At 69.9% G+C, this 20,578-nt stretch carries 21 protein-coding genes and 1 tRNA gene; 11 read left to right on the plus strand and 11 right to left on the minus strand.

Going from position 1 to position 20,578, the window contains the following annotated elements:
* Positions 1-14: 14 nt before the first annotated feature.
* The 3 genes from H0B56_RS02650 to H0B56_RS02660 form a co-directional block, all read right to left on the minus strand.
* Entirely contained in the window at positions 15-401 is a 387-nt protein-coding gene (locus H0B56_RS02650; RefSeq protein WP_180891300.1) for an SRPBCC family protein, read from the minus strand.
* Positions 402-464: 63 nt separating this feature from the next.
* On the minus strand, positions 465-818 hold the full coding sequence (locus H0B56_RS02655; RefSeq protein WP_180891301.1) for a DUF427 domain-containing protein: 354 nt from the start codon (positions 816-818) through the stop codon (positions 465-467).
* Positions 819-951: 133 nt separating this feature from the next.
* The gene (locus tag H0B56_RS02660; RefSeq protein WP_180891302.1) at positions 952-1,539 is read right to left on the minus strand and encodes a DUF7482 domain-containing protein; all 588 of its coding nucleotides are present in this window, start codon (positions 1,537-1,539) and stop codon (positions 952-954) included.
* 236 nt (positions 1,540-1,775) lie between these two features.
* Between H0B56_RS02660 and H0B56_RS02665 the strand changes: the two genes are divergently transcribed.
* On the plus strand, positions 1,776-3,590 hold the full coding sequence (locus H0B56_RS02665; RefSeq protein WP_180891303.1) for a glycoside hydrolase family 15 protein: 1,815 nt from the start codon (positions 1,776-1,778) through the stop codon (positions 3,588-3,590).
* Positions 3,591-3,605: 15 nt separating this feature from the next.
* Here the strand turns inward: H0B56_RS02665 and H0B56_RS02670 are convergent, their stop codons facing one another.
* Positions 3,606-4,838 carry a patatin-like phospholipase family protein gene (locus H0B56_RS02670; protein ID WP_180891304.1) on the minus strand — a complete coding sequence of 411 codons (1,233 nt, stop codon included), beginning with the start codon at positions 4,836-4,838 and terminating at the stop codon, positions 3,606-3,608.
* A gap of 323 nt (positions 4,839-5,161) precedes the next feature.
* Here H0B56_RS02670 and H0B56_RS02675 point away from each other — a divergent pair, with 323 nt between their 5' ends.
* From H0B56_RS02675 to selB, 7 genes are all read left to right on the plus strand, one after another.
* A complete protein-coding gene (locus H0B56_RS02675) occupies positions 5,162-5,605 on the plus strand; it encodes a hypothetical protein (protein WP_180891305.1) in 444 nt (147 codons plus the stop codon).
* 167 nt (positions 5,606-5,772) lie between these two features.
* Complete coding sequence (locus H0B56_RS02680; protein WP_180891306.1) at positions 5,773-8,052, plus strand: heavy metal translocating P-type ATPase; 2,280 nt, start codon at positions 5,773-5,775, stop codon at positions 8,050-8,052.
* Between the two features lie 21 nt (positions 8,053-8,073).
* Positions 8,074-8,502 carry a heavy metal-responsive transcriptional regulator gene (locus tag H0B56_RS02685; RefSeq protein WP_180891307.1) on the plus strand — a complete coding sequence of 143 codons (429 nt, stop codon included), beginning with the start codon at positions 8,074-8,076 and terminating at the stop codon, positions 8,500-8,502.
* Positions 8,503-8,600: 98 nt separating this feature from the next.
* Positions 8,601-9,086, plus strand: a complete 486-nt coding sequence (locus H0B56_RS02690) for a beta-class carbonic anhydrase (RefSeq protein WP_180891308.1) — start codon at positions 8,601-8,603, stop codon at positions 9,084-9,086.
* Positions 9,087-9,293: 207 nt separating this feature from the next.
* Positions 9,294-9,386: transfer RNA gene (locus H0B56_RS02695), tRNA-Sec, on the plus strand.
* Between the two features lie 47 nt (positions 9,387-9,433).
* Positions 9,434-10,726, plus strand: a complete 1,293-nt coding sequence (selA, locus tag H0B56_RS02700) for an L-seryl-tRNA(Sec) selenium transferase (RefSeq protein ID WP_180891309.1) — start codon at positions 9,434-9,436, stop codon at positions 10,724-10,726.
* The gene (selB, locus tag H0B56_RS02705; protein ID WP_180891310.1) at positions 10,714-12,468 is read left to right on the plus strand and encodes a selenocysteine-specific translation elongation factor; all 1,755 of its coding nucleotides are present in this window, start codon (positions 10,714-10,716) and stop codon (positions 12,466-12,468) included. The genes selA and selB overlap by 13 nt, the downstream gene beginning before the upstream one ends.
* A 40-nt stretch (positions 12,469-12,508) precedes the next feature.
* Here selB and H0B56_RS23725 read toward each other — a convergent pair whose 3' ends face one another.
* The 6 genes from H0B56_RS23725 to H0B56_RS02735 all read right to left on the minus strand — a co-directional run bounded on the left by H0B56_RS23725 (position 12,509) and on the right by H0B56_RS02735 (position 15,622).
* Complete coding sequence (locus H0B56_RS23725; RefSeq protein ID WP_180891311.1) at positions 12,509-12,958, minus strand: thioredoxin domain-containing protein; 450 nt, start codon at positions 12,956-12,958, stop codon at positions 12,509-12,511.
* Positions 12,959-13,024: 66 nt separating this feature from the next.
* Entirely contained in the window at positions 13,025-13,258 is a 234-nt protein-coding gene (locus tag H0B56_RS23730) for a hypothetical protein (RefSeq protein ID WP_180891312.1), read from the minus strand.
* Between the two features lie 70 nt (positions 13,259-13,328).
* A complete protein-coding gene (locus H0B56_RS02720) occupies positions 13,329-13,601 on the minus strand; it encodes an OsmC family protein (RefSeq protein ID WP_180891668.1) in 273 nt (90 codons plus the stop codon).
* On the minus strand, positions 13,602-13,802 hold the full coding sequence (locus H0B56_RS02725) for a hypothetical protein (protein WP_180891313.1): 201 nt from the start codon (positions 13,800-13,802) through the stop codon (positions 13,602-13,604).
* Positions 13,803-13,901: 99 nt separating this feature from the next.
* Entirely contained in the window at positions 13,902-15,284 is a 1,383-nt protein-coding gene (locus H0B56_RS02730) for an FAD-dependent oxidoreductase (protein WP_180891314.1), read from the minus strand.
* On the minus strand, positions 15,275-15,622 hold the full coding sequence (locus H0B56_RS02735) for a glutaredoxin family protein (protein ID WP_180891315.1): 348 nt from the start codon (positions 15,620-15,622) through the stop codon (positions 15,275-15,277). The genes H0B56_RS02730 and H0B56_RS02735 overlap by 10 nt, the downstream gene beginning before the upstream one ends.
* 217 nt (positions 15,623-15,839) lie before the next feature.
* Here H0B56_RS02735 and H0B56_RS02740 point away from each other — a divergent pair, with 217 nt between their 5' ends.
* Positions 15,840-16,724, plus strand: a complete 885-nt coding sequence (locus H0B56_RS02740) for an alpha/beta fold hydrolase (RefSeq protein WP_180891316.1) — start codon at positions 15,840-15,842, stop codon at positions 16,722-16,724.
* 258 nt (positions 16,725-16,982) lie between these two features.
* Complete coding sequence (locus H0B56_RS02745) at positions 16,983-18,344, plus strand: LVIVD repeat-containing protein (protein ID WP_180891317.1); 1,362 nt, start codon at positions 16,983-16,985, stop codon at positions 18,342-18,344.
* 32 nt (positions 18,345-18,376) lie between these two features.
* On the opposite strand, the gene nrtS is transcribed toward H0B56_RS02745, so the two are convergent.
* Positions 18,377-19,552: a nitrate/nitrite transporter NrtS gene (nrtS, locus tag H0B56_RS02750; protein ID WP_180891318.1), complete on the minus strand. Its 1,176-nt coding sequence runs from the start codon at positions 19,550-19,552 to the stop codon at positions 18,377-18,379.
* Positions 19,553-19,986: 434 nt separating this feature from the next.
* Between nrtS and H0B56_RS02755 the strand changes: the two genes are divergently transcribed.
* Complete coding sequence (locus H0B56_RS02755) at positions 19,987-20,451, plus strand: hypothetical protein (protein ID WP_180891319.1); 465 nt, start codon at positions 19,987-19,989, stop codon at positions 20,449-20,451.
* Positions 20,452-20,578 lie beyond the last annotated feature (127 nt).

Below are 20,578 nucleotides of genomic sequence, written 5' to 3' on the forward strand. Positions count from 1 at the left end.
CGCGCTCGATCGGGCTATTGCTCGCAGTAGCGCTTCAGCCCGGTGAGTCCCTCCTCGATCGCGGGCCCGAGGGTCTCGGCGAGCGAGTCGGGCGTGATCTCGGTGCTGTAGAGGACGAGCGCTTCCTCACCGTCCTCCAGGACGTCGACGGTCCCCAGGTGGGACTCGACGGGGAGGCCGCCGGTGATGCGGTACTGGAAGCGCCTGAGCTGCGGGTCGTTGGTGACGATCTCTTCCTCGATCGGCGTGCCGTCGGCCAGCTCGCAGTGACGGCTGTCGCCCGAGGCCGATGAGGTCGCGATCGCGGGAAACCACGCCGATATGTTCCCGGCGTCACTGACGACGTCCCAGACCTCCTGGGCAGGCCGGTCGATCGTGGTCTGTGTGCGCAGCGTTGTCATTCCGTTCCTTCCGTAACGCTCGGGGTCTTCCGGTTCACAGGTCGGGCTCGCCTGCCGCCCGGATCACGTCCGGCGTGCGCCGAGGCGTGCGAGCAAGCCGCGTACGGGGCCTCGCTCCGCCGCGGGCTCACGCGTGCCGTCGATGGTGACCTGCCCGCCGAAAGCGACGTGGTTCTTGATCCGGAGGGCGAGTGGTGACGGGTGGGGGTAACGCCACGCGAGGTCCGGCCCGATGTCGTCGCCGAGGATGATGTTGTGGTACCTCGCCACGCCCTTCCAGGGGCACAGGGTCTTCGATGGACTGTCCCCGAAGTACTCGCTGTACACGGAGTCCGGCGGGAAGTAATGGTTGCCTTCGAGACGGATCGTGCGGGGCGTCTCAGCGAGCACGACACCGTTCCACACCGCGCGCATCATCGCACTCACCTCTCTCCGGACGGTACAACCAGTGCAACCACCGGGCGCGCCGCACGGCGGCAGGACTGTCATCGCGCTGACACCTATCGGCTGAATGACGCTTTCAGTCCACCCGAAGGACTGAGGGCGTCATTCAGCGTCGACCGGCCGGCCAGGTGAGCAGTGGAGCGTTGATCACGACGTCGGTCCGTTCGGCGGACAGCTCGCCCGCCTCGATCGCGTCCTCGACCTCGCCCGCCGAGGTGAGTAACCGTGGCCCGGCGCTCGTGCCGTCCTCGTTCCACGTCAGCAGCACCAGGCGCCGCAGCGGGGTGTAGCCGTCGTCCCCGGGGGCGGTGTCGAACACATCGGGCTGGAACTCCAGCGGGCCGCGAGGTCCGTCGGGCCGCACGCCGTTGGTGAACACGTAGACCGGGCCGAGCGCGGACTCCGGGGCCTCGGCCAGCTCGGGCACGGTGGTCACCGGCGAGCCCATCATGTCGGTCAGCAGCTCGGAGATCTCCGGGTCGGAGGACTCCGGGTGCGCGAAGAGGACCCGCTCCCCCTCGTAGTAAGCCGCCACGGGCGGGAAGCGCGGCGCCTCCCCTGCCATACCGTCCATACCCGCTCCGCCGTCGCTGGTCGACATATCTTCCTGACCGAGCCCGTAGACCCACCAGGTGCCGAACCCGAGTACGGCCACCGCGATGATCACCGCGACCCCGATCCATCCCTTTGTCATGTGTTCGAGCCCTGTCCTGTGCCGGTATCCCTTCCGGCGAGCACGGTAGAACCTTGACCTCGCTGGAACGTCAAACTCGGCTCCCGCGGCGAACGGCGGGAATGGACAGGGCATCACGCGATGCGCGCCGGCGGCCGGGCGGCGCGTTCGTTTCGAACGGCCGCCGTGCCGTGCGAAACTCGGATCATGGTGTATGAACCGGACCGGCACGGAACGGCGTCCACGAGGCGGCAACCGTGAGCTCGTCCCACCCGATCGAGGACTACGCGCTCATCGGCGACACCGAGACGGCAGCGCTGGTGTGCCGGTCCGGCAGCATCGACTGGCTGTGCCTGCCGCAGTTCGACGCGCGGGCCTGTTTCGCCGCCCTGCTCGGTGACGCGACCAACGGCCGGTGGCTGCTGGCACCCGCCGCGGAGGTCACCGCCGTGCGGCGCCGTTACCGGCCGGGCACGCTGGTGCTCGAGACCGAGTTCGACACGGCCGAGGGAACCGTACGGGTGGTCGACGCGATGCCGCCCCGCCCGGCCGACGGGCGGGCGCGCCACGATGTGGTGCGCCTTGTGGAAGGCGTGGCCGGGCGCGTCGCCGTGACCATGGAGCTGGTCATCCGCTTCGACTACGGCTCGCTCGTGCCCTGGGTGACCCGCCGGGACGGGCGGCTCCGGGCCGTGGCCGGTCCGGACGCGATCACCCTGGCCTCGCCGGTCGAGGTGCACGGGCGCGACCTGAGGACGGTGTGCGACTTCACGGTCGAACCCGGCGAGCAGGTGCCCTTCGAGCTGGTGTGGCATCGTTCCCACGAACCTGCCCCGCCGCAGGGGGACGTGCCGGGGGCCGTGGAAGCCACCACGCAGTGGTGGCAGCAGTGGTCGGGGCACAGCATCTACCAGGGTGACTACGCCGAGGCCGTGCAGCGCTCGTTGATCACCCTGAAGGCGCTGACGTACCGGCCCACCGGCGCGATCGTGGCCGCTCCCACGACGTCGCTGCCCGAGCAGCCCGGTGGGGAGCGTAACTGGGACTACCGCTACGCGTGGCTGCGCGACGCCACCTTCGCCCTGCAGGCGCTGATGCAGGGCGGTTACCGGGAGGAGTCCGTGGCGTGGCGGGACTGGCTGCTCCGCGCGGTGGCGGGCGACCCCAAGCGGCTGCAGATCATGTACGGCATAGCCGGGGAGCACCGGCTGCCCGAGCTGACCCTGGACTGGCTGTCCGGGTACGCGGACTCCAGGCCGGTGCGTATCGGTAACGCCGCATCCACCCAGCGCCAGCACGACGTGTACGGCGAGGTCATGGACGCCCTGCACTACGCGCGTGAGGTCGGTATCGATCCGGAACCGGAGGCATGGTCCCTGCAGCGCGCGCTGTTGAGCGATCTCGAGTCCCGGTGGAACGAGCCGGACGAGGGTATCTGGGAGATCCGCGGTACACCCCAGCACTTCACCCACTCCAAGGTCATGGCGTGGGTGGCATTCGACCGCGCGGTCACTGCCGTCGAGCGGCACGGGCTCGACGGGCCCGTGGAACACTGGCGCGAGCTCCGGTCCGCCATCCACGCCGAGGTCTGCGCCAAGGGGTACAACGCCGAACGCAACACGTTCACCCAGGTCTACGGGGGCACGGATGTCGACGCGAGCCTGCTGCTGATCCCCATCGTGGGTTTCCTGCCCGCAGACGACCCCCGGGTGGCAGGCACCGTGGACGCGGTCATCGCCGATCTCTCGGTCGACGAAACGTGCGTGCTGCGCTACCCGGAACATTCCGGTGTGGACGGCCTACCCGAGGGTGAGGGCGCCTTCCTGCTGTGCTCCTTCTGGCTGGTCGACGCGCTGGTGCTGCTCGGAAGGTACGAGGAGGCGAGGGCACGATTCGAGCGCCTGCTCGCGGTGCGCAACGACGTCGGGCTGCTGGCGGAGGAGTACGCGCCACCCTTCGGTCAGCTGGGCAACTTCCCGCAGGCGTTCAGCCACATCGGACTGATCAGCTCAGCCTGCAACCTCGCGCGTGAGCGGGGACCGGCCAGCGAGCGCGCGGGCAGGCACGCCTGACGGATTCGCGGCCCCTCAACCCGGTGTGCTGATGAAGGCGTCGAGCGGTTCGAGGTGCCACGGGTCCTCCGTGGCGCAATCGTGCGGCAGCCACTTGCGGGCGTCGCGCGCACCCATCTCGATGAGCTCGGTGAGGAACTCGGAGTCGAAGAAAAGGTAGCTCAGCAGCTCACCACGCCCGGCGCCGCCCGGTCCCAGCAGCCGGTTGAGCAGCAGGAAGTCGGGGTTGCGCAGGCCCTTGAGCCCGCCGTACCTGGACCGGAAGATCTCGACGGCGAGCTCGCCGATCGCGTTGCGCGGGGGTCCGATGAAGATGTACGGGACCTGCCGGTAGGCGGGCTTGCCCCGTGTCCGCCGGTACCTGTGCGCACCGGGAGCCTCTCCGGTGAAGAAGGTGTTGACGTTGCCGAGCATGCGCATGTCCTCGATCAGCGGGTCGACGAGGTCGCCTTGCAGCAGGTTGACGGCTCCGTCGCCCAGGCTCGGCGGGCCGCTGTCGTGGCGGCCGGGATCGTCGACGGGCGTGGTTACCGAGGAGGTCCCCAGTACGACAACCCGGTCGGCGCCGAGGTCGAGGGCGGGTTTCAGCGGGGTGTTGAGCCTGGTACTGCCGTCGATGTACCAGCCGCGTGCCTGGTCCGGGTGGTCGATGTGTACCGACGGGAACAGCATCGGGATCGCGGCGGACGCGCGGATGTGTTCGAGACCGACCTGGCAGCGCACGTAGTCCAGCACGTGCGAACGGTGATCCGGTAACGGCGCGTTCGCGTCGCAGAAGACCACGCTGCGGCCGGTCCAGACGGCGGTTCCGATCACCGCGAGGATGGTGTCGTCGCTGTTGTCGAGGTTGGACCGCAAGATGTCCCAGTCGAGCCATTCGCGCAGGTTCGCCGCGAGCGGGCTCGGGTCGAGCAGGCTGGTCATCCGGAGGGCGGGAAGGGACAGGAGCTCACCGACGGATCGCGCGGCCAGCCGGGGGATCTGCTGGAAGATCAGCGGCCGGATGACGTGACCGATGTCGAGCTGGCGCCAGTGCTCCAGCAGGCCCGCGACAGCGGCCTCGGCGCCCAGGTGCGCGGTCGCGGCCAGGTACGTAGCGTTGATCGCGCCGACGCTGCTGCCGACCAGGAGGCGAGGTCGCTGCCCGCGGCGTTCGAGTTCGGGAAGCAGCACAGACAGCGCTCCGGCCTCGTACGCGCCACGCGCGCCACCACCCGCCAGGACCAGCCCCACACGCTCGTCGCTCATGACGCATCCACGATCCGGCCGGCCGGCCACGTGATGGGGGCACGGTACTCCCGGTGCGTTCCCGCTGCGCGCGGCCGAGCCGGCACCGTCACGAGTCTGTTCAGCACAGCGGCCTCCTAACCGGCCTCCCGGCTCCGTGCCGGGGGAACACGTGCGTGACCGGGTTGTCCGGCGCGATTGTCAGGATGGCGACAGTGACATCACCACATCGGAGGTTCCTGGCCGCGCCGACCCTTGCACGCTAGCGCTGGCCGCTCGATCGTGGCCATAGCATGTGTGCCGGTAGCCCGGCTTGTTCCCCGGCACGGGTGAAGGAGGGATCGATGCGTTCCGGCCGCGTCCCGGCCGTGCTCACTGCCGTGCTCATCGCCGTCGCCGCGTGCGGTGCGAACGGCGACGACAGCGATGGGCCCGGCCCGGCCGACAGCACCGTTGCCGGCTCGGAGGAAACCGCGGGAAGCGAGCAGCGTTACCCCGACGTCATCGATGTGGCGGTCGAGCGGAACGGGGGTTCGTTCTCGTTCGAGGTCACGATCAGTTCCCCGTACGACACCGCGGAGCGCTACGCGGACGGCTGGCGGGTCAAGGACGAGGACGGGAACGTCTACGGCGAGCACACGCTGATGCACGACCATGCCGGGGAGCAGCCGTTCACCCGCACCCAGGACGGCGTGGAGATACCCGCCGACGTCCGGGAGGTGATCGTGGAGGGGCGGGACAAGCGGTACGGCTACGGAGGTGAGACCGAGACCGTCGTCGTCCGGTGACGTCCGCGCCGGTTCCCGCGGTGCACGAGGGCGATCCGCGCCCGCTTGCCGTACGACCGTTGCCTCGCCTTGACCTTCCAGTCGAGTGGAAGGATTACCGTAACCCTGTTCCCCTGCCGAGCCGGGCGGGGACGGCACGGCAGGCAGCGACGGCAGGAGGTGCGGCGATGGCTACGGACGGGGACGGGACGGCCTCGCTGCGGATGAAGATCGGGGGGATGTCCTGCTCGTTCTGCACGAGCACGATCCGTACCGCATACGAGCGCATCGACGGGGTGCGGGAGGTGGGGGTGTCGCTGGCCCATGAGGAGGGGCTGGTGAAGTACGACCCCGCCAAGGTCAGCGAGGACCACCTCAAGCGGACGCTGCACGACATCGGTTACACCTACCGGGACCCGGACAAGGTCGCCGGCTTCGAGGAGGAGGAAGCCGAGCTGGCCCAGGCCCGTAACCGGCTGATCGCGGCCGGGACGTTCACGGGCATCACCCTGGTGTTGATGTTGCTGGGGATGGAGCCGTTCGCCACGGTGCTGGCACATCCGATGCTGCCGTGGGTGATGCTGGCGCTTGCCGCGGAGACCATGTTCGTCACCGGCTGGTTCATCAAGAAGATGGCGTTCGCCTCGCTGCGGCGGCGGATCTTCAACCAGCACGTGTTGCTGGAGTTCGCGGCCTTCGCGGGACTGGTCGGTGGGTTGCTCGGCGTGTTCGTGAACCCGGAGTTCCCCGCGGGCCACTTCTTCGCGGTGGCCACCTTCGTCACCACGTACCACATCCTGTCGGACTACGTGTCCAAGGTGGTGCGGACGCGCTCCTCGCAGGCGATCCGCAAGCTGCTTGACCTGCAGCCCAACGACGCCCGGGTCATCCGCGACGGGTTCGAGCAGGATGTGCCGGTGGACGAGGTCGCCATCGGCGAGCTGGTGCGGGTGCGCCCCGGGGAGTCGATCCCGGTGGACGGTGCGGTTACCGAGGGAGCCTCGGCGGTGGACCAGTCGCTGGTCACCGGCGAGCCCATCCCCGAGGAGAAGGTGGCAGGCGACGAGGTGATCGGCGGCTCGGTGAACCGGACCGGCACCCTCGTGCTGCGCGTCTCGCGGGTCGGTCAGGAGTCGTTCCTTGCCCGGGTCGCGCGTTCCATCGAGGAGGCCCGCGCCCTGCGGCCAGGGGTCCTGCAGCTGATGGACGTGATCCTCAAGCACTTCGTGCGCGTGGTGCTCACAGCCGCCGCACTGGCGTTCGGCTTGTGGGTGGTCGGCCCGATCTTCTGGGCAGGCGGTCCCGACTGGTTCCGCGCGGTGTTCGCCACACTCGCGGTGCTGGTGATGGGCTACCCGTGCGCGCTGGGCATGGCCACACCGCTGGCGATGATCCGTGGCGGGGGCATGGCTGCCGAGCGCGGCATCCTCATGCGCTCCGGCGAGGCCTTCCAGATCATGAGCCGGCTGCGCACCGTCGTGCTGGACAAGACAGGCACGATCACGCGCGGCGAGCCGGGCGTGGAGACCGTGGTCGCCGTCGGTGACTACCGCGATGCGGATGTGCTGGGCTGGGCAGCCACGGTGGAGGCGGCCAGCGAGCATCCGCTGGCCCGCGCGATCGAGGACGCGGCCGAGGCCCGCGAACTGCCGCTCGGTGATGCCGGGGAGTTCGGCGCCCACCCCGGGCGCGGCGTCGAAGCGACGGTCGACGGGGCGCGCATCTTGGTGGGCAAGCCGGCCTTTCTGGCCGAGCAGGGCATCGACGTCGCTGCTGCCGACGAGTACCGCGAACGGCTGGAAAGCGGCGGCCGGACCGTGGTCGCCGTCGCCAGGGACGGGGTCCTGGTCGGGCTGGTCGGTGTCGCCGACACCGTCAAGGCCGACGCCGCCGAGGCCGTGTCCGGCATGCGCGAGCTCGGGCTGACTCCGGTGATGATCACGGGTGACAACGAGCGCACCGCACGTGCTGTGGCCGAGCAGGTGGGGATCGAGCGGGTGTTCGCGCAGGTGCTGCCCGAGGAGAAGGCCAACCGGGTACGCGAGCTGCAACAGCAGGGCCGGCGCGTGGCGATGGTCGGCGACGGCATCAACGACGCCCCCGCGCTGACCCAGGCCGATATCGGTTTCGCGATCGGCGCGGGCACCGATATCGCGATCGAGTCCGCCGACATCGTCGTCATGGGTGATCGGCTGGGTTCGGTGACCGATGCTCACCGGATCGGGGTGAACTCCTACGCCAAGACCAAACAGAACCTGGCGCTGGCCTTCGCGTTCAACGGCATCGGCATCCCGGTGGCCATCACGGGCCTGCTGCATCCGATCTGGGCCATGGTCGCGATGGTGGCCAGCGTGACCGCGGTGCTGACCAACTCCTTCGCGGGCAGCGCCCTGCGCCGCGTTACCGGCGCGGCGCGGGACTCGGAACGCGATGGCAGGTGGGATGCGGGCACACTGGAAACGGCGTGAGCCGTGCGGGCGGGAGGTACGATGTTGATCGGGCAGTTGGCCGAGCGTGCCGGGGTGAACCCGAAGACGATCCGGTACTACGAGGAGATCGGCATCCTGGCCGCTCCGGAACGCACGCATGCCGGGTACCGGGTGTACGACGAGTCCAACGTCGAACTCGTCACGTTCGTCAAGGCTGCCCAGCGACTGGGGCTGCGGCTGGACGAGATCAAGGAGATCCTGGCCTTCCGCGAGCGCGGCGAGCAGCCCTGCGCGTACGTGCGGGACGTCCTGCGGCGCGAGGTCGGCGAGATCGACGACCGGATCGCCGAGCTCCAGCGGCTACGGGACGAGCTGAGCGCGCTGGACCGGCTCGCCGATGCCGAACCCGGACCGGGCGACGGCGACTCCGGCCCGTGCCCGTTGATCGGGCACGCACGCGAGAGCCCGCGCACGGCACGCACCCCCTGAGGGAGCGAGTGTCCGTGTCGGGCACATATCCGGTGGGTACCCGGGGGCGATGGAGCCGCTGCGCGTAGCGGCGGCTCGCTCGAGAAGGAGGTACCGCGATGTCCGTCACCGATGAGCTGCTGACCAACAACGCGCAGTACGCGCGAGACTTCTCCGGGCCCCTCCCGTTGCCGCCGTCCAGGAACGTCGCGGTTGTCGCGTGCATGGACGCGCGTCTCAACGTGTACGGGATGCTCGGACTGCGCGAGGGCGAGGCGCACGTCATCCGGAACGCCGGCGGCGTCGTCACCGACGACGTGATCCGTTCGCTGGTGATCAGTCAGCGACTGCTGGGTACCGAGGAGATCATCCTGATTCACCACACCGACTGCGGGATGCTGACGTTCAGCGACGATGAGTTCCGCCAATCGATACAGCAGGAGGTGGGGATCAAGCCGCCCTGGGCCGCCGAGGCCTTCGCCGACCTGGAAGGCGACGTGCGGCAGTCGATCGCCCGCATCGCCAACAGCCCGTTCGTCCCGAAAGCCGATGGCGTGCGCGGGTTCGTCTTCGACGTCAGCAGCGGGGAGCTGAACGAGGTCTAGCGCTCCGGCGACGGCGGTGACCCAGGTAGCGAGATCGAGCGTTCCGGCCTCGCGCTCGGGGGATGTCGTTGCCCGAAGGAAATCGAGGAAACTCACCAGGCCGGATTCGACCTCATGGCATGCGGCGGCCCGGCGGGGAAGGTAGTCTCGCCTCCGGAACCGCGCATGTGGTCACAACCGCGGTTCGGGTGGGGTCCCTCGCCCCTGGGAGGCGCATCCGGCCTGGTGGCCGGCACGGTCTTCAAAACCGATGAACGGCAGGCACTGTCGTTGGCGGGTTCGATTCCCGTTCGCCTCCGCTCAGCCGTCGCGGGGATGATCCCGCGGTTACAGCCAGGAGCACGGTCATGGATGATCCGCGGCGGCGCATTCCGAGAACGGATGCGCTCCTCGCCGAGCCCCGGTTCGTGAAGGCCGGGCACGACCTCGGGCACGAGCTCGTCAAGTCCGTGATCGTGACGGCGCAGTCCCGCGCCCGCGCCGGGGAGATCAGCCCCGAGGAGGTCGCCGAGGAGGCACTCGCGGCGTTACCCGCGACCGCGGGGTCGCTGCGGCCCGTGCTGAACGCTACCGGCGTCGTCGTACACACCAACCTGGGCCGCGCCCCGCTCTCCTCGGCAGCCAGGGACGCGGTGCTGGCCGCGAGCGGGAACACCGACGTCGAGTTCGACCTGGCCACCGGGCAGCGGGCGCGGCGCGGGCGGGGCGCGCTCGCCGCGTTGGCCGAGAAGGTGCCCGACGCAGGCGGGGTGCACGTGGTCAACAACAACGCCGCCGCGTTGCTGCTGTGCGCGCTCGCCCTCGCCCCTGGCAGGGAGATCGTGATCAGCAGGGGAGAGCTCGTCGAGATCGGCGACGGGTTCCGTATCCCCGAACTGCTGGCCAGCACCGGCGCGGTGCTGCGCGAGGTGGGCACCACCAACCGCACCACGTCGCGCGACTATGCCGAGGCGATCGGTGCCGATACCGGCTTCGTGCTCAAGGTACACCCGTCCAACTTCCGCGTCACCGGGTTCACCGCCGAGGCGAGCGTCGCCGAGCTCGCCCGGTTGGATGTACCGGTCGTGGCCGACATCGGTTCGGGGCTGCTCCATCCTCACTCCTCGTTGCCCGAGGAACCCGATGCCACGAGCATGCTGCGTGCCGGTGCCGATCTCGTCGTCGCCAGTGGCGACAAGCTGCTCGGCGGGCCACAGGCGGGGCTGGTACTCGGCGATCGCTCGCTGGTCGAGCACCTGCGCAGGCATCCAGCCGCCCGAGGGCTGCGGGTGGACAAGCTGACCCTGGCCGCGCTGGAGGCGACACTGCGCGGGCCGGCACCACCGGTGCGCGCAGCCCTCGACGCCGAGTACGCGGGCGTGCGTGCCCGCGCCGAGCACCTCGCCGGTAGTCTGGCCGCCCGCGGCGTCGATGCCACCACTGTGGACTCCTCCGCGGCGATCGGTGGTGGGGGAGCGCCCGGCGCCGTGCTGGAAAGCGCCTCGGTGAGCCTGCCGTCCGGCTACGCCGAGCGGTTGCGTGCGGCCGATCCTCCCGTGGTCGGCAGGGTCGAGGACGGCCGTTGCCTTCTCGACCTGCGCACGATCGATCCGGGTGACGACGAGTGCCTGCGGGAGGTGGTGTCGCGGTGTACGTCGTAGCCACCGCGGGACATGTCGACCACGGCAAGTCGACCCTGGTCAGGGAGCTGACCGGGATGGAGCCGGACCGCCTCGCCGAGGAACGGCGCCGCGCGCTCACCGTCGATCTCGGTTTCGTGTGGACGGAGCTCGACGGTCGGGTGCTCGCGTTCGTGGACGTTCCCGGTCACGAGAGGTTCGTGGCGAACATGCTCACCGGTGTCGGGCCGGTGACCGCGGTACTCTTCGTGGTCTCCGCTGAGGAGGGCTGGCAGGCGCAGTCGACCGAGCACCTGGCGGCGCTGGACGCGTTCGGTGTCCGGCACGGCCTGCTCGTGGTCACCAAGTCCGACCGCGCCGAGGCGGAACCCGTGCTGCGCGACGCGCGGGAACGGATCGCGCGCACCTCGCTCGGACACGTCCCGGCGCTGGCGGTCAGCGCGCACAGCGGCGCCGGGCTCGACCGGCTACGCGAGGAGCTCGTCGGCATGGTCGGCAGGTTGCCGCCCGCGGATCGCGAGGCCGATGTGCGGTTGTGGGTCGACCGGTCGTTCACGGTGCGCGGCGCGGGCACGGTCATCACGGGCACGCTCGGCGCGGGTACGCTGCGCGTCGGGGATGAGCTGGCGCTGACGGGAAGCGAGCAGCGCGCGGCGGTCCGCGGGCTGCAGTCGCTCGGAAGGGACCGTGCCGAGGTCGCTGCCGTGGCCCGGGTCGCCGTGAACCTGCGCGGTGTCGGCCGCGAGCACATCCAGCGCGGCCATGCGCTGCTCACCCCCGGCGCGTGGCGGCATACCACCGAGGTCGACGCCCGCGTACGCGACGAGGCCGCGGCCGACCTGCACCGGGACCTGGTGCTGCACATCGGTGCCGCGGCCGTACCGTGCCGCGTACGCGCGCTGGGAACGGACACGGTGCGGCTCGCGCTGGCCGCGGAGGTTCCGCTGGCCGCGGGCGACACGGGACTGCTGCGCGACCCCGGCGAACACCGCATCCCGGCCGGAGTGGAGGTACTCGACGCGCACCCGCCGCGGCTGCGCGGTCGCGGGGCGGCAGCGGCGCGGGCGGCCGTGCTCGATGCCGGCGAGGAGGCCCGTGCCTACGTGCGCCGTCACGGGGCCGTACCAGTGCGTGAGCTGGAAATTCTCGGCTGGCAGCTGCCGGGATCCAGGGTCGGCGACTGGGCCGTGGACGACGACCTGCTCGCCGGGCTGCCGGCACGCGTGAGTGAACGGGTCACCGAGTGGGCCTCGGCCAACCCCCTGGCCGCGGGTATGCCGATCGAATCGCTGCGCAAGGCGCTCGGCGTGCCGGGCGAGGTATTGTCCGCCGTGCTGCCGGAGACCGGCCTCGACGTGCAGGACGGGCGCGTGCGCAGGCCCGGCGCGGTCGGGTCCCTGCCAGAGGCTGTCGAGCGGGCGGTACGTGACCTGGAGAGCAGCCTCGCCGAGCAGCCCTTCCGGGCCCCGGAAGCCGGCGACCTCGCCGCGCTCGGGCTCGGCGCCCGTGAACTGGCGGCCGCGGAGCGAGCGGGCAGGCTGGTGCGGATCGCCGACGGTGTGGTGCTCACCCCGGACGCCCTGCATCGGGCTGCGCGCGAACTCACCGCGCTGGATCCGCCGTTCACGGTGAGCGAGGTGCGCCGCGCGCTCGGCACCACCCGCCGCGTGGCCGTGCCACTGCTGGAGCGACTCGACGGCGAGGGCGTCACCGAACGGTTACCGGACAACACGCGGAGGCTGGCGGGTTTCCCGCGGAGGTGAGAGCGGCGGCACGGCTGCCGGGCTCACGGCCGCGGGCCACTCACGAGCCGCCGGTATCCCCGCGTGCCCACAACTCCTTGGCGTTGTCGAACTCCTGGACGGCGCGTGGGCCGTTACGCAGTAACCGTTCCTGGAAGTGCCTGTGGTCGACAGGGCGGAACTCGAGCTGCTCCGTCACGTACGGTGCCCGTCCGGTCCCTCGGGGGACCTGGGCGTACGCGTCGAGATAACGGTCCAGGAAGGACTCGACGTTCGACGCGTTCGTCCAGTTGGCCTTGTAGACGACGCGCCCGCCGCGACCGATGACCCATGTCATGTTGGGCATGCTGCCGTAGGCGCGGTGCACGGTACCGGAGATATCGTCCACAAGGATGTTCCTGCGGATCCCACCCTCGTCCCGGAGTAGCCGGGCGTGCTCGAGCTTGCGCTCGAACGTGTCGTGGTGCGGTACGCGCTCACCAGGGTGCGCCTCGCGCGTGTAGACGAACACCCACTCGACCTCGGTGCGGCGGCCGGCCGCTTTGTCAAGCAGAGGACCCTCTGCGAAACAGTACGGTCAAGTGAACGAGCCGAACTCCATGACGAGCGGTCTCGCGCGCCACAGCTCGGAAAGCTCGACCCGCGCGCCGTCCTCCAGCCGCAACAGCGTGTAGTCCTTCGCCTGCTCGCCCGCGCCCATGGCGTCCCGGAAGGCTGCCTCCGCGTGTCGCTCGCCGCCTTCGGCGATGTGCTGGTCGAAATTCGGGTAGTTGTACGGACCCGGCCCATCCGGGACGGCCTGCTCGTTCATCGTGTGCGCTCCCACCTCGCCGTCGTCGGGTGCAGGTAAGCCGTTACCACCGGCCGGACATCTCGCCGGTTCAGGCGACCTCTGTGGTGTACTCGGTGCTGATGGTGATCGCATCGCGGATGCTGCGCGCTACCGGGCACTTGTCCGCGTGGAAACCGTGCACGCGCTCGACGACCGAAGTGTCCACATCGGAATCGACGATCAACCGGTAGCGGGCGTGTATCCGTTTGATCACCAGTACCTTTCCGTCCAGCTCGATCTCGCCTTCCGCATCGACCCGGAGACGACCGCCTCCGGCGGGGATCCCGCGCGCTTCGAGCGCGCCCCCGAAAGTACCGACCAGTCAACCGGCGGCGGCCGCCACAACGTAGTCCAGTGTGGTCGCATGCGGTGTGTTCTGTTCCGGTGAAACGCCGTAGTGCTCGGCTACCTCACCGTGCACGCCGAACGCCACCGGATCCGCCTCGCCAGGGACACTTGCCCAGCGTAACGGTCCCTGGTCCCTGTCGACACTGACCTTCGACCGGTAAGCGACCTCTCCCATGCTCTGACACCCTCCTTCTCGCACGTTCCCCGGCGCAGGCCGGTCCACTGGTAACCGTGACCGTGTTCACCATAGGCGCCACATGCGGGCCGTGTCTCCTCATGACGTACCGCCTCCGACCTTCCTGGCGGTGCGGCCGCCGTGCTCGCCGAAGAACTGGGCCGCTGCCTGCTGCACGGCCATCGACCAGGTGGGGTAGGCGTGCACGGTCTGGGCGAGCCTGCCGGTGAACATCCCCGCCGTCATCGCAAGCGCGGGCTCGCCGATCAGCTCACCGGCCCGCTCGGCGACGATGCTGGCGCCGAGGAGCTTCCCTCCACCGAGGTCGCCGAGCAGGCGCCGGGGTCCGGTGATGAGCTTGATGAAGCCGGTGGTGGCCTCCGCGGCGATCGCCCGGTCCACCTCGCTCATCGGAAGGTAGGCCACGCGGGCCTTGGGGTCGTTCACCTCGTGCTCGAGCAGGCCGACCGTGGCGATCTCGGGGTCGGTGAAGATCACGCGCGGTATCGCGGCCGAGCTGAACGCGGGCCTGCGGGTGCGGCGCAGGGCCGCACCCGCGGCGACACGACCCATGGCGTAGGCCGCGTGGGTGTTGTCGAACAGCCCGGTCACATCGCCTGCGGCGAAGACACCGGCCGCGGAGGTCTCCTGGTGCCTGTCCACGATGACGGCCCCTGCCCGGTCCGTGCTCACTCCCGCTGCTTCCAGCTCGAGCGTGCCGGTGACCGGAGCACGACCGGTGGCGACCAGCAGCCGGTGTGTGTCGATCCGCGCTGTCGCGGAGCGGAGCGTGATCCGGTGACCGTCCCCGCGGATCGACTCGACGCGGGTTCCGGTGTGCACGGTGACGCCTTCCGAGGTGAGGAGGTCCGCGACGAGCGCGGAGGCCTCCGGGTCGCCGTCCGGGAGCAGCCTGCCCGCCTCCTCGACGAGGGACACCTCGACGCCGAACCGGGCGAAGGCTTGCGCCAGTTCGCAGCCGACGGCGCCGCCGCCGAGAACGGCGAGTGACGAGGGCCGCTCGTCCAGCTCGAAGACGGTGTCCGTCGTCAGCGCAGGCGTGCCGTCCAGGCCCTCGATGGGCGGTACCAGCGGGGCCGCCCCGGTCGCGATGACGATTCGCGGTGCGCGCAGCACGTGCCCGTCCACCTCGATCCGGTCACGAGCGACGAACCGGGCGCGCCCGCGCAGCACCTCGATACCGTTTTCCCGGAGTGCTGCCTCGTCCTCGGTGGCGGCGACCCGGGTCACCGCGTCGCGCACGCGAGCCATCGCCTTGCCGAACGGGAGCCCGTCCGCGGCTGCCTCGATCAGGGTCTTGGACGGCACGCATCCGGTGAAGGTGCAGTCCCCGCCGGGTGCGCCTTCGGTGACCAGCAGTGTGGTCGCGCCGTCCGCGACGGCCCTGCTCGCGGTGGCCAGGCCGGCGGCGCCGCCGCCGAGGACGATCAGGTCGTAGCCTGCCGGGACCGCTACCGCCACGGTGGCCACCAGCGTGATCGGTGCTCCTGCCGTGGTTGCTCGGGGAGGATGCCGGGCGCGTACGTCCGTACGGCCTCGAGGACCTCCCTGCTTCCGGGGTTCACCATCGCGTGACCACCGACGAACACGGTGGGGACCGTCTCGTTGCCGCCTGCGACGGCGCGGACGGTCGCCGCGGCGTCGCGGTCGTCCCAGATGTCGATCTCACGCAACGGTACCCGTTTACGCGCGAGCTGCTTGCGCAGCAACGCGCTGAACGGGCACCCCGGGCGCGTGTAGAACTCCACGGCCGTCCTGTCCGGCTCCGCCGCGGAGCCGTCCGGGCCTTCTGTACTCATGTGTACGTCCCTAACCAGGTCGCCGACCCGTAGCGAGCGCAGCCGGTGTGCTCTGCCGTCGTCCGTACCGGCTCCACCTTTCCCGCTCGGCTACTGCCGTCCAGTCCAGCATGACCGTCGATCACACCTCGGGAACAGTGTCAGCTGAGGAACAGTATCGGTGATCACCCGGCACTCGAGCGGCGTGTCCCGGGCAGCACGCGGGTAGTCTCGGGCAATGGACAGAGCGTTGCCGGACACGGTCATGGAGTGGGCGAACGGGGGACGGCTGGTCGACACCGCGCCCGGGCGGGTCTTCGTGCACCGATCCGACGGTTCGGCGCCGTACCTCGTGTTCCTGCACGGGTACCCCACCTGCGGGTACGACTTCCGGCAGGTGATCGATCGCCTGCCGCACCGGGCCACACTCGCGCCGGACTTCCTCGGTTTCGGCCTGTCGGACAAGCCGCGCCCGCACCGGTACGGCATCCTCGAGCACGCCGACGTGGTGGAGGAGGTCCTCGCGGCGCACGGCTCCGACGAGGCCGACATCGTCGCGCACGACATGGGTACGTCCGTGGCGACCGAGCTGATGGCGCGCGAACTCGCTGGCACCCTCTCGTTCCGGTTGCGGCGGGTGGTCCTGTCCAACGGCGGCGTCATCATCGAGCGGGCCAGCCTCCGGCTGATCCAGCGGGCCCTGCTGAGCCCGTTGGGGCCGCTGGTCTCCCGGCTGTCCAACCGGCGCATGTTCGCTCAGCAGCTCGGGCGGCTGTTCTCCGCGCACCACCCCCTCGACCGGCGGGAAGCCGCGGCGCAGTGGGCGCTGGTCAGCAACGCGGGCGGCCACCGCATCGCACACCTGCTGTGCCGTTACGTGCGCGAACGCTCGTACTACGCGCGGCGCTGGCACGGCGCGATCGGCTCGTGGGAGGGGACGCTCGGCTTCCTGTGGGGGCTGCGGGACCCCGTCGCGACCGGGCACGTCCTCAACGGGCTGCGCGAGCTGCGCCCGTCGGCTCCCGTGGTCGAGCTGGCCGAGCTCGGTCACTACCCCCAGCTGGAAGACCCTGAGGCATTCACCGAGGCGATGCTGCGCTTGCTGGACGACCGTTCGTCGTGATCGCCCATAGCATCGCGGTACTCCACATCGCCGGGCCGGATCGCCGTGCGCGGGAACGTGTCGTGACCGAGGACGCGCAGCCCGGATTCCGGGATCGCACACCCTCTTCGAGGAGCAGGGGGTTGTAGCGAGGTCTGCCTGGACTGAGCTGTATCAGATGCGGAAGTGTTTATCAGGCAATGTGTTATGTGTCACACTTCTGGGTGTATGTCGGGCGGTGCTGTCCGGGCCGCCCGGGTTGGAGAACGGAGGCCACTGATGACGGTCCGAACCCGGTATCGCTACCCGGCCCTGCTCAGTGCCCCGCTCCTGCTGGCGGCCGGCCTCAGCGGGCTGACGGCATCGGCCCAGGAGGCCGACACGATCACGCACACCGACAACATCCAGCTGGACGACAGGTCCCCGTTCGCCTACGGCACCGACCTCGCCTTCAACGGTGACCTGGTCGCGGCCGGGGCGGGCGCGTGGGAGGAGGACGCCCGCTCGGACAGCGGGGTGCGCATCTTCGAACGGAACAGCGATGGCAGCCTCGACGAGCTGTCCTTCCTGAACTGCTCGGCCTGGCATGCCGACGTCGACTGGGTGCAGGGGCGCTACATCGTGCAGTCCAGCGACAACGAGGCGGACAACTCGACGTGCGAACCGGGCAGGAACTCCGCGGGAATCCGCGTCATCGACGCCGAGAACCCGCGCCGCCCCTCCTCGGTCGGGTTCGCCGAGACGATTCACGGCTCGCACAACCTCACCGCTGTCGGCGACACCGGGCTGGTCTACAACTCCTCCTACAACCTGGGTGACCCCACCGACGTCGACGGGCTGTCCATCATCGACGTTGCGGCGGACCCGGAGGATCCCCCTGTCCGCTTCCTCGAGTTCCCGGACGCGGACAGCAGCTCCGCGCATCCGGAGATGACGAACAACAGCGGCACGATGCCCACCTCGCCCGGCTGCCACGACATCGGCCTCGACCTCGACCACGACAGGGCCTTCTGTGCCGGGATCACCGAGACCATGATCTGGGACATCTCCGACCCGCGTAACCCGGCGATCGAGACGATCATCCACAATCCCGACGTCTCGATCCACCACGGCGCGCAGGCCAACCAGGACGGCGACGTGCTGCTGGTGCAGGACGAGTGGCTCGGCGCGGCGGGAGCCAACTCGGGGTGCCTGGCGCCGCACCAGCCGTCCGGAACCATCTGGTTCTACGACATCAGCGACCCGGACAACCCGCAGCCGCGGTCCTACTGGTCGGCGCCCGAGCCCGACCCGACCGCCGACTTCTGCACGACACACTTCTTCGGCACCTTCGAGATGCCCATCGACGGCGAGCAGCACGACATGGTGGTCACCTCCTACTACCAGCACGGGGTGTGGGTCGCCGACTTCACCGACCCGGCTTCGGTCGAGACACACGCGTTCTACGAGCCGGACGGTGCGAACTTCTGGAGTGCCTACCCCTACAAGGGGCGCCTCTATGCGAACAGTTTCTCCCCGGCGACGTTGACCGGCTCCGATCCGGCGTCGGCCGACAAGGGCGGTATCTGGACGTTCCGGCTGGACGGCTACGGCGAGGACGTCGGCGAGCATCCCGGACGGCCCGCGCACGCGGGACCGTAGGAGGCGACACCGTCCCGCCCGGTCGCCCGGGGTCACGCGGGCCGGTGGGCCACGACCCTGCGCAGCGGCAGGGGGAGACGGTGCCCGGGGCGGGCCCGTCCCGCCAGCCTGCGCTTGGCATCGGCGATGCGCCGCTCGTCGTGACCGGGCAGGTAGAGGCCGTCGATCAGTAGCTCCACACTCTCCGGTGTGGACAACTCGAGGGTGAACACCCGTCGCTGCTCAGAGCCGACCGCGAACCCGTGCTCGCGCAGGATCGTCCCCAGGCCGTCGCGCGCCTCCGGAGTGGGCCACGGCTGGCTGCGGATACCGAGCGCGCGCATGAGCCCTGTCCAGCGGAGCCATCCGGTCGGGTGTGGAGCCAGCCGGGACGGGACGAGGGCGACGAGCGTGCCCCCGGGTCGCAGCACACGGTGGACCTCGGCCAGCACGGGCTCGATCGGTGCGAACAGCGGGAAGCACAGCGCGGCGCAGACCGCGTCGACGGAGCCGGTGCCCAGCGGCAGCGCGTCGGCTCGGGCGCGGAGTACGGGCCCGCGGCCCGCACGGGCGGCAGCGGACAGCTCCCCCGCGGAGCTGTCCACTCCCAGCCAGCGAGCGTGCGGGAGCACGTCACGGGTGGGTGCCGAACCGCACGCCAGGTCCAGTACCGGGCCGGACGTGCCGTGCAGGGGCTCGACCAGCCAGCCGTACGGTGAATGGTCGGCGCGGGCAAGCAGGCGTTCGGTGACCGCGGGGCGTTCCTCGTGGAATGCCGCGAGGTAGCGCTGCCACTCCAAGGTGTCCGGTACCCGTCGCGCGGTGACCCTCCTGCCCGCCAGGTAGCCGATACTGGCGACAAGGTAGGGAACCGCGTAGTTGACCCCCACCTTCAGCCATGTGTCGCCGGTCGCCGTGCCAGAGGCGATCACCGAGCCCTGGTTCACTGCCGACAGGATGGTGCCGACCACGGCGGCGATCGGGAGCGCCTGGCGCGCGGTGCGGCCGCGCAGGACCAGCCGCACGGCCTCGGATGGTGTGGACCACGGGTTGTCCGGAAGGGGTGGCCTCGCGGTGCGTTCGCACCGTTCCGGCCCGGAGTCACGTGCCACTGCCGCGGACGGGCCGCCCGCGCCGCCGGACAGCACCACGTCGGCGTGCCGCTCGTGGCTGCCCCGGTGGGGTGCGACGGCGGCGGCCGGTATGGAGGGACGTGCGATGGACGGCATGGTCAGCTCCCCTCCGGTTTCCCACGACAAGTCGAGTAGTCGATATGCGTCTTCCTACTGGTTACCGGCTACGGTGATCCGCTGTAATGGGTTCTGTTCGCGAGCTGACAGAGCGACCGCGGTTTGTGCGAACGGCGCCGTAACCACCGGCAGCTACCCTTGGGCTTCGCCTCGAGTCGGCGCCGTGGCCGCGGCCGGGGCCTGTACAGTCCCGCCGAGCGGTGCGGGCGGTCACCGGTCGCGAGCGCCAGGCATTGTCACTGCGCTGACACAACGACACCGCGGGAGAGTCCAACACCCCACACTGAGCGTCGTCGGTGGCCGAAGCGGCCACCGTTTCGTCGTGTGTCGGCTGACACCGACGTAGCTCGAACGGGCGATGCCACATTCCGCGGGGATTCCCGTACGTGGCACTGAGTTTGGAGGTTTCCTATATGTCGACACAGCTACAGGCCGGACCGACCGTGGGTGCCAAGGCGGGGTACGGCGCCGTCGCCGGTCTCGTCGGCGGAGCGGTATTCGGCATGCTGATGGCCATGATGGACATGCTTCCCATGGTGGGCATGCTCGTCGGTGTGGAGAACGCCGGAGTCGGCTTCCTCGTGCACCTGGCCAACTCCGCCGTGATCGGGGTGATCTTCGGCCTGCTCGCCGGTGGTTTCGCCGACCGCATCGCGCCGATACTCGGGGCGGGTCTCGTCTACGGGATGATCTGGTGGGTGATCGGCGCCCTGATCGCGATGCCGCTGTGGCTGAGCGTCACCGCCGACCCCGAGATGAGCAACATGGTCTTCGTGGTGGAGTCCGACCAGTGGATGAGCTTGATGGGCCACATGATCTTCGGCCTCGTCGCCGCGCTCGTGCTGTTCGGCTTCAGCAGGCGTATCGTTCGCGGGTAGTGCGCCATATCCCGCTGGGCTGTCGATTGTGGATATATCCCTTCTGAGAGTTACATCCCGGGACGTGTCGCGCGCGGTCAGGAATACCGCGCGTGAGTGCCCTGTTCCTCCGGGTGCCTCTGATATC

The sequence above is a fragment of the Haloechinothrix aidingensis genome (assembly GCF_013450155.1).
GTDB lineage: Bacteria > Actinomycetota > Actinomycetes > Mycobacteriales > Pseudonocardiaceae > Haloechinothrix > Haloechinothrix aidingensis.

Bases quoted from the DNA above. Each gene is read 5' to 3' on its own strand.
- H0B56_RS02680 (WP_180891306.1), top strand. From the start codon at position 5,773: ATGGCTACGGACGGGGACGGGACGGCCTCGCTGCGGATGAAGATCGGG.
- H0B56_RS02685 (WP_180891307.1), top strand. From the start codon at position 8,074: ATGTTGATCGGGCAGTTGGCCGAGCGTGCCGGGGTGAACCCGAAGACG.
- H0B56_RS02740 (WP_180891316.1), top strand. From the start codon at position 15,840: ATGGACAGAGCGTTGCCGGACACGGTCATGGAGTGGGCGAACGGGGGA.
- H0B56_RS02690 (WP_180891308.1), top strand. From the start codon at position 8,601: ATGTCCGTCACCGATGAGCTGCTGACCAACAACGCGCAGTACGCGCGA.
- H0B56_RS02735 (WP_180891315.1), bottom strand. From the start codon at position 15,622: ATGAGTACAGAAGGCCCGGACGGCTCCGCGGCGGAGCCGGACAGGACG.
- H0B56_RS02660 (WP_180891302.1), bottom strand. From the start codon at position 1,539: ATGACAAAGGGATGGATCGGGGTCGCGGTGATCATCGCGGTGGCCGTA.
- H0B56_RS23730 (WP_180891312.1), bottom strand. From the start codon at position 13,258: ATGAACGAGCAGGCCGTCCCGGATGGGCCGGGTCCGTACAACTACCCG.
- H0B56_RS02675 (WP_180891305.1), top strand. From the start codon at position 5,162: ATGCGTTCCGGCCGCGTCCCGGCCGTGCTCACTGCCGTGCTCATCGCC.
- H0B56_RS02725 (WP_180891313.1), bottom strand. From the start codon at position 13,802: ATGGGAGAGGTCGCTTACCGGTCGAAGGTCAGTGTCGACAGGGACCAG.
- selA (WP_180891309.1), top strand. From the start codon at position 9,434: ATGGATGATCCGCGGCGGCGCATTCCGAGAACGGATGCGCTCCTCGCC.
- H0B56_RS02670 (WP_180891304.1), bottom strand. From the start codon at position 4,838: ATGAGCGACGAGCGTGTGGGGCTGGTCCTGGCGGGTGGTGGCGCGCGT.
- nrtS (WP_180891318.1), bottom strand. From the start codon at position 19,552: ATGCCGTCCATCGCACGTCCCTCCATACCGGCCGCCGCCGTCGCACCC.
- H0B56_RS02755 (WP_180891319.1), top strand. From the start codon at position 19,987: ATGTCGACACAGCTACAGGCCGGACCGACCGTGGGTGCCAAGGCGGGG.
- H0B56_RS02655 (WP_180891301.1), bottom strand. From the start codon at position 818: ATGATGCGCGCGGTGTGGAACGGTGTCGTGCTCGCTGAGACGCCCCGC.
- H0B56_RS02745 (WP_180891317.1), top strand. From the start codon at position 16,983: ATGACGGTCCGAACCCGGTATCGCTACCCGGCCCTGCTCAGTGCCCCG.
- H0B56_RS02650 (WP_180891300.1), bottom strand. From the start codon at position 401: ATGACAACGCTGCGCACACAGACCACGATCGACCGGCCTGCCCAGGAG.